Origin of the sequence: Actinoplanes regularis (assembly GCF_900188005.1) — a bacterium.
In the GTDB taxonomy this organism is placed as follows: Bacteria; Actinomycetota; Actinomycetes; order Mycobacteriales; family Micromonosporaceae; genus Actinoplanes; species Actinoplanes regularis.
This window is the reverse complement of the sequence record NZ_FZNR01000019.1, coordinates 91,644-105,360: the sequence shown is the minus strand read 5'-3', so window position 1 is coordinate 105,360 and position 13,717 is coordinate 91,644. Positions and strand designations below refer to the sequence as shown.

Sequence of the window (13,717 nt, the reverse complement as noted above, 5' to 3'; positions counted from 1 at the left end):
CGCCACCCTGATCCAGGATCCGGCCGGAGTTCGCCAGATGAATCGCCGTCACCGCCGGTGGACACCGTCGCCGGGCACCGTCATCGTGCTGACCGCGGCCTTCGCCCTGGTCGGGAACCTCGCCACCGACACCTTGGAGGTCTCGTGGCGATGGTGGCCGGCCACGGTGTGGGCGGCGGCCGCTCTGCTCGTCGTGTTGTCGGTCGCCGTCGAGGTCCTCCGGCAACGGTCCGCCACGAGGGTGACGCCGCACGCCGTCGGATCCGGGCGGCGCGTCTTCGGCGCGATTCCGCGGCCTGCGTGGCACGTGCAGGCCCGGTCAGCCGAGGAGGCCACGCTGCGCCGGGCGCTCGGCCGCCGGAACCGGGCGGCGCTGGTGGTGCTGACGGGTACGCGTGGCGCGGGGAAATCGCAGCTGGCCGCGGCGTACGCCCGTCGGCGCGCCGCCAGCTTCGACCTGGTGGCCTGGATCAACGCGGAGGGCGGCCCGGTGCCGGGCATGGCGCTGCTGGCAGGCGAGCTCGGGCTGGTCGACGACGCCGAACGCGGGCCCGAGGCCGCCGCGCGGGCGCTGCGTGGCTGGCTCGAGAACGACAGCCGTCAGCGACTGTTGCTCATCTTTGACAACGTGGACGGTCCCGACTCGCTCGCCGGGCACCTGCCGGTGGCCGGCTCGGCGAAGGTGCTCATCACCAGCAATCGGCTCGATTTCGCGAGCATGCCCGGCGTCACGGTCGTACCGGTGGGGATGTTCACGCGCTCGCAGTGCCAGGCGTTCCTGCACCAGGCGACCGGGCTGCCCGGCGGCGCCGACGCGGACGAGGTGGCCCGGCAGCTCGGCCGGCTGCCGCTGGGACTGGCCCAGGCCGCCGCCTACATCCGGCGCGGCCGGATCTCCTACCGGCAGTACCTCACGGCGCTGGACGGACCGGACCTGCGGGAGGCGCTGCGCCGGCCGGCCGGTGCGGACCACCCCGGGGTCATCAAGGCCACCCGGCTCAGCATCGCCGCACTGCGCCGCATCGACCGCGGCGGCGACGCCGTCCGGCTGCTGACGTTGCTGTCCCTGCTCTCCCCGGACGGCGTCAGCCGCGTCCTGCTGCGCCGGGCGGCGCCGGCCCTGAGGTTGCGGAACGGGCTCGACCGCGCGCTCGGCCTGCTCACCGACGGAACGCTGATCACCCTGAGCGGCGAGGTCCACGACGGCGAGGTGGACCGCGTCGTGGTGTCGGTGCACCGGCTGACCGCGCGAGTGGTCCGCCACCAGGCGGGCAGATCCGGTATCGCCGCACTCGCCGCTGCGACCGGGATGCTCGGGACGCTCACCGGAGAGCCGCCGTTGCAACGGGTCGCACGGCGGCGCAGCGAACTCGTCGAGCTCGTCGCCCACGTCCTCGCCTTGCGCAAGCACACCGCGGACCCGTCGTCGTCCCTGCTCACCCTGGTCGCGTGGGCGGGCGTCGCCCTGCACGAGGTGGGCGATCTCGGCCGTGCCGTGCCCCTGCTGGAGGCCACTCTCACCGGCCTGGAGCAAGCACAGGGCGCCGATCACCCGGACACGATCACGACCCGCGGCAGCCTCGCTCTCGCCTACGAGTCGGCGGGCCGTCTGGACGAAGCCGTCGGCCTGCTGGAACGGGTCGTCGCCGACCAGGCCCGGACGCGGGGCGACGACCACCCCTACACCCTGGTCGTCCGCCGGGATCTGGCACACGCCTACGAGTCGGCGGGCCGTCTGGCGGAGGCCGTCGACCTGTTCGAACAGGTCCTCGCCGATTCCGTGCGAACAGGTCATCCGGACACTCTCGGCTCACGGGACTACCTCGCCGCCGCATACCACTCCGCCGGACGGCTGGACGAGGCCATCGACATGTTCCAGCGGCTGGTCGTCGACTGCGACCGGGTATTGGGTGCGGAACATCCGGACACGGTCGGCTCACGCGCGAATCTCGCCGCCACCTACCGGTCGGCGGGCCGTACAGCCGAGGCGATCGACCTGCTCCAGCACGTCATCGCCGTCCGGACACGGGTGCTGGGTCCGGACCACCCGCACACGCTGTATTCCCGCGCCGAACTGGCGGACGTGTACCGCTCGGCCGGACGGCTCGACGAGTCCATCGACCTGTTCGAGCGGGTCATCTCCGACGTCGAACGCGTCCTCGGCGCCGGCCATCCCCGCTTCGAGAAGAGCAGGGAGGCCCTGAAACTCGCCCGGGACGCGGCAAAATCATGAGTCGGCGAGGTCCATGGCGTAGACCCGGACGGATCGCCCGTTGTCCGGTGAGACGGTCTCGCGGTCGAGGTGCATGCCGATTTTGATCATTACGCGGGCGGAGGCGTCGTTGCCGACCTGATGGATGCTGACCAGCCGCTTCAGGCCGAGATCGGCGCGCGCGTGGTCGACGACGGCCCGCGCCGCCTCGGTCGCGAGGCCCCGCCCCCAGTGTTCCCGGCCGAGCCGCCAGCCGATCTCCACGGCCGGCATGATCTCGGGCAGGAAGGTCGGCACGGCGAGACCGGTGAACCCCGCCAGTTCACCGGTCTCCCGCAGGACGAGAGCGAACAGTCCGAAACCGTGCTCCGCCCAGTGCTGTTGAAACGCGCCGATCCGTTCGGCCGTGCCGGCACGGTCCAGCGTCCGGCCGTCGCGGATCCAGCGCATGACCTCCGGCTGCGCGGTTATCCTCGCGAACGCGTCGAGGTCGTCCTCTTGCCACTCGCGCAGGATCGTCCGGGGTGTCACGAGACGGCTCACCACGGCGGATTCCCGGCGTTCCGGTCCAGAAGGCTCATGACCGGAAAGCATAGAAGGAGACGGACTCAGGCTTCCCAGCCCGCACCGAGCAGGCAGGCTCCGCAACCACGGCAGGCACCGTCGCCGTCGACCGAGCCGTCGGAACGCAGGGTGTACGGACACGGCGCGCCGGTCGGCGTGGCGTACCGCTGGGTGGCTCCGGCGGACGGTGCCGGGACCACGGGGTGTTCCACGGTCGCGGTGTTCATGGCGATACCTACCCTTCCACGGTCGGTGACACGATCGCGGCCCCGTGCGTCCTGGCCCAGTCCGCGACGAAGTCCTCCGACTTCCCCGGTACGGCCTGGGTCAGCGCCGCGGTCAACGCGTCGCGCAGGGCGCCCACGGCGGGCACCGTCATCGGTATCGGCGTGGCGGCGAGGTCACCGACCTGCAGTACGTACGGGTAGATCGGGTCCTCGGTGACCTCCACCCGAACTCGCGGGAGGCCGGCCTGCGCCCAGGGCACGGCGGGACGTGGCCGGGCCACGCTGAGCGCCGGGGTGATGGTGGCGGACAGCTCGGTCATGGCGGTTCCCTTCGACGACGGGTGCAGGCTCCGGTCTTCCCGAGCCGAGAACCATCGTCACGGTCGTCCGTTCCCCCTTCCGGTGCACGACGAGTGCGGAGTGGTTGTCGCTATCGGCCGAACGGACAGACCTGGATCATGACCGGGCGGGGTCGATGAGGATCTTGGCCTGCCGGCCCGCGGTGAGTTCGTCGAAGGCGTCCGGGACGCCGTCGAGGCCGACGACGCCGGTGATGAGGGGCCGGGCGTCGATCCGCCCGCGAGCGATCATGTGCAGCGTCTCGTCGAAGTCGGCCGGGTCGTAGCAGAACGAGAAGCGCAGTTGCAGCTCCTTGTTGCTGGCCATGGTGGGGCGGAAGGTGTCGGGCCGCATGCAGACGCCGACCACGACGATCGTGGACAGGAACGGGGCCGCGGAGACGATCTGCTCGATGACGCCGGGAACGCCGACGCATTCGAAGACGACCGGGCCGCGCGGGGCGACCCCGAGGCGTTTGGCGGCCCGGATGATCCGCCGCCACGGCATCAGAGGGCTACGGCGCAGGGCGTGCAGGGTTTCCAGGCCGGTGCCGTAGTACGCCGGGGCGCTGGTGATCACGCCTTTGCGGCCGGCGAGCTCGGCCCACGGGGTCCGGACCGCGGGGTCGACGACCACGTCCGCGCCGCAGCGCTCGGCGAGTGCGCGGCGGGCGGGTGAGTAGTCACTGGCCACGACATGTCGTACGCCGAAGGCTTTGAGCATCAGGATTACGGCGAGGCCGATCGGTCCGCAGCCGACGACGACCGCCGGGTCCCCGCGGCGGACCGTGCCCATCCGGACCGCGTGGTGGGCGACGGCCAGCGGTTCGGTCAGCGCGGCCAGGTCCGGGTCGAGCCCCTTCGGCACCGGCAGGAGCGCGTCCTCGTCGGCCAGGACGTATTCGGCGTAGCCGCCGGGGGCCGCCTCGGAGAGACCGATCATGTGGACCTCGCCGTCGACACGCAGCAGCGGCAGCGCGACCACGTGGGCGCCGGGTGGCCGGCGGGCCCGGCAGCCCGGGCCGTAGGAGACGATCTCGCCGACGAATTCGTGGCCGAGCACGACCGAATGTGATCGGCGCATGAAGTGGTCGTAGCCGACCTCGGCGGCGATGTCCGCGCTGCCGTCGGCGTCCGCCCGGACGTGCAGGTCGGAGCCGCAGATGCCGGTGCGGAGCACCTTGAGCAGAACCTGGCCGCGGCCGGGCCGCGGGTCGGGGACCTCGGTCACCGACAGCTCGGTCTGGTGTACGACGACGGCTCTCACGCCCGCACGCCCTGGGACACCTTGGACCAGCACAGGCCGTCGGTCAGGTCGGCGTGGTTGGTGGCGCGGGCGTCGGCCATCACGTCCTGCCGGATCGACCAGGGGTAGTGCCCGGCCGCGCGGGGCATCAGGTGCGCGGAGCGGCGCAGGTATCCGGACTGCATGTCCATGAACGGGGCCAGTTCGCCGAGGTCCGCCGGGGCGACCGGCTCGACGACGTCCATGCCGGCCTCGCCCAGGTGGCCGAGGATGCGGGCGATCAGCCGGGCGGTCATGTCGGCCCGTACCGTCCAGGACAGGTTGATGTAGCCGATGCAGACGGCCAGGTTGGGCAGGCCGCTGAGCATCGTGCCGTGCCAGGTGACCGTTTCGGACAGGTCGACGGGCGCGCCGTCGCGGCGTACGTCGATGCCGCCGAGGAGTTTGAGGCGCAGGCCGGTCGCGGTGACGACGAGGTCGGCGGGCAGGACGCGGCCGTCCTCGAGGCGGACCCCTTCCGGTACGAACCGATCGATGCTCGCCGTGACCACGGACGCCGAGCCGTTCCTGATCGCGGTGAACAGGTCGCCGTCGGGGGCGATGCAGAGCCGCTGGTCCCACGGGGCGTAGGGCGGGGCGAAGTCGCGGTCGGCGATCTCGGCGGATCCGGTGGTGGCGACGACGCCCTTGCGCAACAGCGCGCGCATCCGGTCGGGGTAGCGGCGGCACAGGCGGTAGAGCAGCCACTGGCCCAGGATGTTCTTGGCGCGGGCGACCCGATGGGCCGTACCGGCCGGAAGAAGTTTCCGCAGAGCGTTGGCGACGACGTCGCGGCGGGGTCGCGCGAGGACGTACGTCGGGGTCCGCTGCAGCATGGTGACGTGCTCGGCCCGCCCAGCCATCGCGGGGACCACGGTGACGGCGGTCGCGCCGGAGCCGACGACGACGACCCGGCGGCCGGTGTAATCCAGGTCCTCGGGCCAGAGCTGCGGGTGCACGATCTCCCCGGCGAAGTCGGAGGTCCCGGGGATCTCCGGGTCGTGCGGGTTCTCGTAGTCGTAGTAGCCGGTGCAGAGCACGAGGAAGCGGGCGGAGTACCCGTCGACGTGCCACCGGCCCTCGGCGGAGTTCCAGTCCGCCGAGGTGACCCGGGTTCCGTACCGGATGAGCTGGTCGATCCCGGTCTCGCGCGCCGTCCGGAGGACGTATTCGCGGATCTCCTCGCCACCGACGATCGCGTCCCGGCCCTGCCAGGGGCGGAACGGGAACGCCAGGGTGAAGATGTCGGAGTCCGAGCGCACCCCGGGATAGCGGAACAGGTCCCAGGTGCCGGCCATCGTGTCGCGGGCCTCGAGAATCGTCACCGTCAGGTCGGGGCGGGCCTGACGGATGCGGTAGGCGGCGTTGATCCCGGAGATCCCGGCGCCGACGATGAGCACATCGGTGAGTTGTGTCATGGGTCTCAGTGTGCGGAAATTCCTGCTCGGCGCCATGCTCCGCGCCGTTCGCGATCAAGTCGTGGCCGCCGGTGACGTAGCGTCGGGACGGTAGACAGTAGAACCGAAAGGACCTGACGACAATGCACACCCGCACCCTGGGTAATGGTCTCGAGGTTTCCGCGCTCGGGCTCGGCTGCATGGGCATCAGCCACGGTCTCGGGCCGGCCGCCTCGCACGCCGACGGCGTCGCCGTCATCCGTGCCGCCGTCGAGGCCGGCGTCACCCTGTTCGACACCGCCGAGGTGTACGGCCCGTTCGTGAACGAGGAGGTCGTCGGGGCGGCGCTCGCGCCGTACCGGGACCGGGTCGTCATCGCGACGAAGTTCGGCTTCGCCATCGACGGCGGCGTCCGGCAGAGCGGCGGCCTGGACAGCCGGCCCGAGCACATCCGGCAGGTCGCCGACGCCTCGCTCAAGCGGCTCGGGGTCGAGACGATCGACCTGTTCTACCAGCACCGGGTCGACCCGCAGGTCCCGATCGAGGACGTCGCCGGCACCGTCGGGGAGCTGATCGCGGCAGGGAAGGTGCGGCACTTCGGTCTCTCCGAGGCCGGCGTCGAGATCATCCGGCGGGCGCACGCGGTCCAGCCGGTGACCGCCCTGCAGAGTGAGTACTCGTTGTGGTGGCGGGAGCCGGAGGCGGAGATCCTGCCGGTCCTGGAGGAGCTGGGCATCGGATTCGTGCCGTTCAGCCCGCTCGGCCGCGGTTTCCTCACCGGCAAGATCGACCAGAGCACCGAGTTCACCCCGGGCGACATCCGCAGCAGCCTGCCGCGCTTCGCACCCGCCGCGCGCGCGGCGAACCAGGCCCTGGTCGACCTGCTCACCGCGGTCGCCGCCCGCCGGGGCGCCAAGCCCGGTCAGGTCGCGCTGGCCTGGCTGCTGGCCCGGAAGCCGTGGATCGTCCCGATTCCCGGCACCCGCAACACCGGCCGGCTCGCGGAGAACGTCGCCGCCGCCGACCTCGCGCTGACCGCCGAGGATCTCACCGAGATCACCGAGGCCGCCGCCCGGATCCAGGTCCAGGGCGACCGCTACCCGGAGCAGATGCAGCGGATGATCAACCGCTGACCCGGTGCGGCCCCGGCGGCGACACCCCGCCGGGGCCGTCTCACCAGGCACTCCAACGGACCCGCGTCACCGGTCGCGGGGAGATCGGGGGGAGCCGCCGTCGGCGCGCCTAGCCTGAGGAGATGTCATACGTCGCCACCCGGGACGGCCGCAAGATCCGTAGCGCCGGAACCCGGGCCCCAGCCGTCCCCGACCGGATCGACGACCTGCACGGCCACAGCGTCGGTGTCCTCGAGGTGCCGCACCACATGGCCTGCGGGCACGCCAGCAGCCGTCGATACGATCTCGATGACCCCGCCCAGCTTCGGCACGCCTACGAACAGGTCCTCTGCGAGGCCGCCGGCTGCAACGAGGTGCAGGATCTGATCAACCCGTCGATGCTGCGCAAGGTCTGGCGGGACCTGCACCTGCCCTCCAAGGTCCGCGAGGCCTGGGAGACCCGGCACCCGACCCTGCGCCGCACCGTCAACCGCACGAAGTCGGACACCGGGATCTCCAGCGCGGAGGTCGTCACCCGTGCGGGAAGCACCCGGCCTCCCTCACGTGGCTTCAGTCGCCGCACCCGCGTCCAGGCGACCGTGCGAGTCGTCTGACCAGCGGATCAGGACGCACTGTCCGGTCGCAGCAGCGTGGCCGCGATGCGCCGGCCCTGGTCGGTCCACGGTGCCGGACGCATCGTGGCCCGATCGACGCGGACGTTCACCCGGCGCCCCTCGGCGAAGACGGTCGCGCCGTCGAGCGAGGTGACCCGGAATCCGTACTCCGCGCTGCTGGTGCCGAGCCGGTCGATCCAGAAATGCACGGTGATGTCGCCGGTGCCGGTGACCGGCCGGTGAAACGTGATTCCGTATTCACGGACGACATTGAAAGCGTCCGGTGTGGTGGGTCGGCCGCCGGAGAACGAGACGCCGTGCTCGGTCCACCAGAGGGCGGTCGCGCGCTCGACCAGAACGGCGTACCGGGAGTTGTGCAGAACTCCCATCGCGTCCAGATCGTCGAAATGGATCGGCATCCGGACGGTGTCGCCGAAGGCGATGGAAAGGGTTTGGGTCGCGGTTGTCATTTCGGCTCCGGAAGATTATCGGGATCAATTGCGACGGTACGAAGATGAGCGTGCAGCGCCAGCCGCGCGTACCGGAAACTCGCGGGCTCGGGCCGCATGACGGTGCACACCCCCAGCGCCTCGATCAGGTAGGCCAGCTGCGCCGGATCCGTCCCGGCCCGTAGCTCGCCCAGGTCGAGCGCCTCGGTGGCGACCCCGGTCAGGAACGTCATCCACGCGCTCTGCTCCTCGGCCAGGCGGTCGCGGATCACCCCCGGTCGCGCGTTGAACTCGAAGTGCGCGTTGCCGAAGAAGCAGCCGCCGGGCAGCGTCCCCGCCTCGTAGAAGGCGAGCCGGCGATCGTGCGCCGCCCAGAGCCGCCGGACCCCGGCCGGCTCGGCGAGAGCGGGACGAATCACCAGGTCGGTCCACTGCTGCCGAGCGTGATCGATGACCGCGAGCTGCAGCTGAAGTTTGGAGCGCCAGTGCGCGAAGAGCCCTGACTTGCTGACCCCGAGCGCATCGGCGACCTGGCTCAGCGACAGCCCGTCGAGCCCGGAGACGGTGGCCAGGACCAGCGCCTGATCGAGCACCGCGGTGCGGGTGCGCTCCCCGCGTGCCAGTCTGCCGTCCTGCCTCATGCCCTGACCTTAACAAAAAGACCGACCGGTCGTAAAGATACCCGCCCGGACCAGCGTGACGTCGGGGCGCAGCGGACCCGCATCGGCGGACAAGAATCTGATCCGCCGATGCGCGACGCCCTTTTCGTACGTGGTAAGCGCCGCACCCGAACAGGCGGATGAACGACCCGATCGAGACCAAAGACTGGCTATGACCGAAGTGGCGTGTTGCCATCGATGAGTCGGCCGGATTCGCCTACCACGGGGCTCACATGGCCAGGCAGTCCATTTTGCTCCCCAAATGCCACGACCCCCGAACGGCATGGCCGGCGTCGAGACACCGAAAGGGGACATCGATGACATCCACGCTACCCCTGTCCGCGGTCACCAGTCTGGTGCCATATGTCGATCCACTACGGATTCCGCCGATGCGGCGGCCCGGCACCGATTCCGCAAGTCTGCTGACCATCTCCGCGCGACCGGTGTGGACCCGTCTGCACTCCTCGTTGCCGCCTACCCTGCTCTGGGCCTACGAGGGCGTCTCCCCAGGACCGACCATCGAGGTCCGTCGTGGTCAGCGGCTCCGGGTGGCCTGGCGCAACGATCTGAGCGGCAGATTCCCGGTGGTCGCGGTGAAGGTGGACGCACCGAACCCCGGCGATCCGTCACCGAGCGACCGTCCCGGACGTGAGGGCGCCACGCCGATCCCGGAGGTCGCCGCGCTTCCGCCGTGGACGGTGGTGCACCTGCACGGCGCGCATGTCGACGGTGGCAGCGACGGCTGGCCGGAGAACGGGATCTCGCCCGGCGACGCCCAACTGGCCGAATACCTGAACGACCAGGCGTCCACCGCACTGTGGTACCACGACCACGCCATGGACATCACCCGGTGGAACGTGATGACCGGGCTGGCCGGCATGTACCTGATCCGCGACGCGGAGGAGGACGCGCTGCATCTGCCGGACGGCTCGCACGAGGTGCCGCTGATCATCGCCGACCGCAACCTGGACACCGACGCGACCGGTCAGCTGACCGGGCAGTTGCTGCACAAAGTGGTAGGGGCGCCAGGTAGTACCAACGCCGATGTGACCCTGCCGTTCGCCGGACCGTACACGCTGGTCAACGGCGTGATCTGGCCGTACCTGGACGTCGAGCCGCGCTGGTACCGCTTCCGGGTGCTCAACGCCTCCAACGCCCGCACCTACCAGCTGGCCCTGGTGGACAAGGACGGAGCGCCGGTGACCGGCGCGATGTACCAGATCGGGACCGACAGCGGACTGCTGCCCGAACCGATCCCCCTCACCCAGCTGACCCTGGCTTCGGCGGAGCGGGCCGACATCCTGATCGATTTCAGCGGGCAGCGGGGGAAGAAGCTGCGTCTGCTGAACACGTTGGGGACACCATTGGCGCCGCCGGCGCCACCGACGCCGGTCATGCAGTTCCGGGTGGGTGTCTTCCCGGTATGGGACTGGTTCACGCTGCCGTCCCGGACCTCCACCTCGTTCACCCGGATCACCCACGACACCCTTCCGGCGGATCACGGGCACCGGTGGATCGCGCTGACCATGCCGGGTCCGACCAGACCGCATCCCGAGATGTGGGAGCTGCGCCAGATCCCGAGCGTCGCGGACGCGACCGAGCCGACCGTCACGATCACCGACCCCGACAACGGGACGCGGGTGTTCGAGCGGATCTCGACCAGCTTCAACGGCACACTCAACTTCATGGTCGAGGCGGGCGCCTGGGAAGCATGGAACTTCATCAACCTGGCCACGCCGGGCATCATGCACCCGATGCACATCCACCTGGTCCGATTCCAGGCGATCCGCCGCGACATCTACTCGATCAACCTCGCCGATCCCGACAACGCGATCGCCACCTTCGACCACGCCGGCACACTCGATCCGAACGAGCAGGGCTGGAAGGACACCATCCGGGTCGACGGCAATCAGCTGGTCACCGTCGCAGGGCGGTTCGAGGGTGGCACGGGCCGCTACGTCTACCACTGCCATCTGCTGGAGCACGAGGACGAGGGCATGATGCGGCCGTTCGTGGTGATGCCCGGTGAGGTGATGGCGATCAACCCGCACGAGGGCGACCACCACTGACCGAGCACGGTTCCGACCGGCGTCCCCGGGTTGCGCGCACCCGGGGACGCCGCGTGAGCGCCCGGGGACGGGCGCTCACGCTCGGCGATCAGCGCAGGGAATCGATGTCGATCACGAACCGGTACCGCACGTCGGAGGCGACCACCCGCTCGTACGCCTCGTTCACCGCGTCGGCGTCGATGAGCTCGATCTCCGGCGCGATCCCCTTCTCCGCGCAGAAGTCCAGCATCTCCTGGGTCTCGGCGATGCCACCGATGCTCGAACCGGCGAACGAGCGCCGGGCACCGAACAGCACGAACGCCCGCACCGGCAGCGGCTCCGGCGGGGCACCCACGCTGACCAGGGTCCCGTCGAGGCGCAGCAGCCGCAGGTACGCGTTGATGTCGGTCTGCGCGCTGACCGTGTTGATGATCAGGTCGAAGGTGTTCGCCAGGGCCTCGAAGGTCGCCGGGTCGCTGGTCGCGTAGTAGTTCTCGGCGCCGAACGCCAGCCCGTCGTCCTTCTTGCTGAGCGTCTGCGACAGGACGGTGACCTCGGCGCCCATCGCAGCGGCGATCTTGACGGCCATGTGGCCCAGGCCGCCCATGCCGATGACGGCGACCTTCTTGCCGGGACCCGCGTTCCAGTGCGCGAGCGGCGAGTACGTGGTGATACCCGCGCAGAGCAGCGGCGCGACGGCCTCGATCGGGATGTTCTCCGGCACGCGCAGCACGAAGTCCTCGTCGACGACGACGTGCGTCGAGTAGCCGCCCTGGGTGATGGTGCCGTCCCGGTCGACGCTCGCGTACGTGCCGACGTTGCCGCCGGTGCAGTACTGCTCCAGCCCGGCCCGGCAGTTCTCACACTCCCGGCAGGAGTTGACCATGCAGCCGACGCCGACCCGGTCACCGATCCCGTGCTTGGTGACCTCGGCGCCGACCTCGACGACGTGCCCGACGATCTCGTGACCGACGGTGAGCGGGTAGGCGACCTCACCCCACTCGCCACGCACGGTGTGGATGTCGGAGTGGCAGATCCCGGCGTACCGGATCTCGATCAGGACGTCCCGCGGCCCCGGATCGCGACGCTCGACGGTGGTCCGCACCAGCGGGGCGGTTGCCGAGGTCGCGGCGATTGCGTTGACGGTACGCATCGTTCCTCCAAGGTTCAGACAGATGCTTGCTCAGTCAACAGCATTTCACCCGATCAGGGGGTCTTGTCCCGCGGGTGTGACGACGAACTCGGGACGGATCGCGGGCTCGGCCGCTTCCGACGGGACCGGGGGCGGCGTCTCGGCCGGGACGGCGGCGATGCCGGCGAGGATCAGCACGCCGCCGAGCATCTGCAGCGGGGTGAGCTGCTCCCCCACGACCAGCCAGGCGAGGATGGAGGCGAACACCACCTCGAGCAGGCCGACGAACGAGCCGAGCCGGGAGCCGAGCCGGTTCGATCCGAAGATGCCGGTGGCGTACGCGATCGCGGTGCCGAAGACCGAGACCACGGTCAGCGGCACCCACCACGGCACCGACGAGCCGAACAGGGTCACGTCGCCGAGGACCGCCTTCATCGGGACCAGGCCGGTCACGCCGGTCAGCCCGAGAACGACGCCGCCGATCAGGAGACCGATGCCGGCCAGCGCGACGGGCGGAAGGCCGTCGGTGGGGCGACCCGCGACAGCGAAGTAGACGGCGCATCCGATGGCGGCGACGAAGGCCAGCGCGAGGCCGACCGGGTCGACGGCCTGCAGCGCGCCCGGGCCGATCACCAGGATCAGACCGCCGATCGCGAGGACCGAGCCGAGCAGCACCGCCGGTCGTGGCAGGCGCCGGCTGGTCACCCAGACCCAGAGCACCAGCAGCAGGGGCGCCAGGAACTCGATGAGCAGGGCGGTGGCGACCGGGACGCGCCGGATCGCCGCGAAGTAGGCCAGTTGGGTGATCGCGACCGCGAGCAGGCCCATGGCGAGCAGCCGCCAGCGGCCCCGCCACACCGCGTGCCACCGGCCGCGCAGCGAGAGCAGGACGACCGGCAGCAGGAGGAGACCCGCGCTGAACGCCCGGGCGGTGACCGCGGCGGCCGGTGACCAGCCGGCCTCCAGCAGCGGCTTGACGAACGCTCCGGACGTGCTGAACGAAGCGGCCGACGTCACTGCGGCGACCAGCCCGGCGGACTGCGGGGTGAGCTTCACGACGGCTCCTCAGTCATGGGCTAAGTTGGATATGCCCCTGACGCTAAGGTGGGTCAAGTGAGGAGTCAAATTGCTTTTTGCCCCTGACACCGAGGAGGCGCTCGAATTCGCGGTCGTGCTCGCGAACACCGAGCCGGGCGCGTCCCGCTCCGGCACGGACGAGCTCGCCACCGTCGCCCACCTGGAGGAGCTGCTGAGGCACAACACGTTCACCGGCCGCATCGACCGCGACGAGGCCGAGGTGCGCGAGGTCCGCAAGGCCCGCGCGCAGATCCGGGAGGTCTGGACGCTCGGGCGCGACGAGGCGGTCGAGGTCGTCAACCGCATGCTGCGCGAGGCCCGCGCCCTGCCCTACCTGACCCGGCACGACGACTCCGACTGGCACATGCACGCCACCGAGCCGGACGCTCCGCTGGCCGAGCGGATCCGGGTCGAGGCCGCGCTCGCCCTGATCGACGTCATCCGGATGAACGAGATGGGTCGCCTGCGGGTCTGCGCGGCCGACGACTGCACCGGCCTCTTCGTCGACCTGTCCCGCAACGGGTCCAAGCGCTTCTGCACCGTCCGCTGCGGGAACCGGATGAACATGGTCGCCTTCCGGGCCCGGAAGGCCGAGACCTGACC

At 70.5% G+C, this 13,717-nt stretch carries 14 protein-coding genes; 5 read left to right on the top strand and 9 right to left on the bottom strand.

Annotated features, from left to right (window positions below):
- Window positions 1–37 precede the first annotated feature (37 nt).
- Entirely contained in the window at window positions 38–2,233 is a 2,196-nt protein-coding gene (locus CHC09_RS34740) for a tetratricopeptide repeat protein (protein ID WP_089297499.1), read from the top strand.
- On the opposite strand, the gene CHC09_RS34735 is transcribed toward CHC09_RS34740, so the two are convergent.
- From CHC09_RS34735 to CHC09_RS34715, 5 genes are all read right to left on the bottom strand, one after another.
- A complete protein-coding gene (locus CHC09_RS34735) occupies window positions 2,228–2,755 on the bottom strand; it encodes a GNAT family N-acetyltransferase (protein ID WP_239138698.1) in 528 nt (175 codons plus the stop codon). The two genes, CHC09_RS34740 and CHC09_RS34735, sit on opposite strands and share 6 nt — an antisense overlap.
- Before the next feature lie 65 nt (window positions 2,756–2,820).
- The gene (locus tag CHC09_RS34730) at window positions 2,821–3,003 is read right to left on the bottom strand and encodes a hypothetical protein (protein WP_089297497.1); all 183 of its coding nucleotides are present in this window, start codon (window positions 3,001–3,003) and stop codon (window positions 2,821–2,823) included.
- Between the two features lie 8 nt (window positions 3,004–3,011).
- The gene (locus tag CHC09_RS34725) at window positions 3,012–3,323 is read right to left on the bottom strand and encodes a hypothetical protein (RefSeq protein WP_089297496.1); all 312 of its coding nucleotides are present in this window, start codon (window positions 3,321–3,323) and stop codon (window positions 3,012–3,014) included.
- Between the two features lie 136 nt (window positions 3,324–3,459).
- Complete coding sequence (locus CHC09_RS34720; RefSeq protein WP_089297495.1) at window positions 3,460–4,608, bottom strand: zinc-binding dehydrogenase; 1,149 nt, start codon at window positions 4,606–4,608, stop codon at window positions 3,460–3,462.
- The gene (locus CHC09_RS34715) at window positions 4,605–6,044 is read right to left on the bottom strand and encodes a flavin-containing monooxygenase (protein ID WP_089297494.1); all 1,440 of its coding nucleotides are present in this window, start codon (window positions 6,042–6,044) and stop codon (window positions 4,605–4,607) included. Before CHC09_RS34715 ends, CHC09_RS34720 begins: the two co-directional genes overlap by 4 nt.
- Window positions 6,045–6,166: 122 nt before the next feature.
- Between CHC09_RS34715 and CHC09_RS34710 the strand changes: the two genes are divergently transcribed.
- Together CHC09_RS34710 and CHC09_RS34705 are read left to right on the top strand one after the other, a co-directional pair.
- Window positions 6,167–7,156, top strand: a complete 990-nt coding sequence (locus CHC09_RS34710) for an aldo/keto reductase (RefSeq protein WP_089297493.1) — start codon at window positions 6,167–6,169, stop codon at window positions 7,154–7,156.
- A gap of 122 nt (window positions 7,157–7,278) precedes the next feature.
- A complete protein-coding gene (locus tag CHC09_RS34705) occupies window positions 7,279–7,749 on the top strand; it encodes a hypothetical protein (RefSeq protein WP_089297492.1) in 471 nt (156 codons plus the stop codon).
- Window positions 7,750–7,757: 8 nt separating this feature from the next.
- Here CHC09_RS34705 and CHC09_RS34700 read toward each other — a convergent pair whose 3' ends face one another.
- Together CHC09_RS34700 and CHC09_RS34695 are read right to left on the bottom strand one after the other, a co-directional pair.
- Entirely contained in the window at window positions 7,758–8,219 is a 462-nt protein-coding gene (locus CHC09_RS34700) for an acyl-CoA thioesterase (protein WP_089297491.1), read from the bottom strand.
- Window positions 8,216–8,839, bottom strand: coding sequence for a TetR/AcrR family transcriptional regulator (locus CHC09_RS34695; protein WP_089297490.1), 624 nt, complete (start codon window positions 8,837–8,839; stop codon window positions 8,216–8,218). Before CHC09_RS34695 ends, CHC09_RS34700 begins: the two co-directional genes overlap by 4 nt.
- A 335-nt stretch (window positions 8,840–9,174) precedes the next feature.
- On the opposite strand from CHC09_RS34695, the gene CHC09_RS34690 reads away from it, so the two are divergent.
- Entirely contained in the window at window positions 9,175–10,926 is a 1,752-nt protein-coding gene (locus tag CHC09_RS34690) for a multicopper oxidase family protein (RefSeq protein ID WP_089297489.1), read from the top strand.
- An 88-nt stretch (window positions 10,927–11,014) separates the two neighbouring features.
- Here the strand turns inward: CHC09_RS34690 and CHC09_RS34685 are convergent, their stop codons facing one another.
- A complete protein-coding gene (locus tag CHC09_RS34685; protein WP_089297488.1) occupies window positions 11,015–12,058 on the bottom strand; it encodes an NAD(P)-dependent alcohol dehydrogenase in 1,044 nt (347 codons plus the stop codon).
- Between the two features lie 45 nt (window positions 12,059–12,103).
- Window positions 12,104–13,093, bottom strand: coding sequence for an EamA family transporter (locus tag CHC09_RS34680; protein WP_089297487.1), 990 nt, complete (start codon window positions 13,091–13,093; stop codon window positions 12,104–12,106).
- Between the two features lie 70 nt (window positions 13,094–13,163).
- Here CHC09_RS34680 and CHC09_RS34675 point away from each other — a divergent pair, with 70 nt between their 5' ends.
- Window positions 13,164–13,715 (top strand): CGNR zinc finger domain-containing protein, encoded by a 552-nt coding sequence (locus CHC09_RS34675; RefSeq protein WP_089297486.1) that lies wholly within the window; start codon window positions 13,164–13,166, stop codon window positions 13,713–13,715.
- Window positions 13,716–13,717 lie beyond the last annotated feature (2 nt).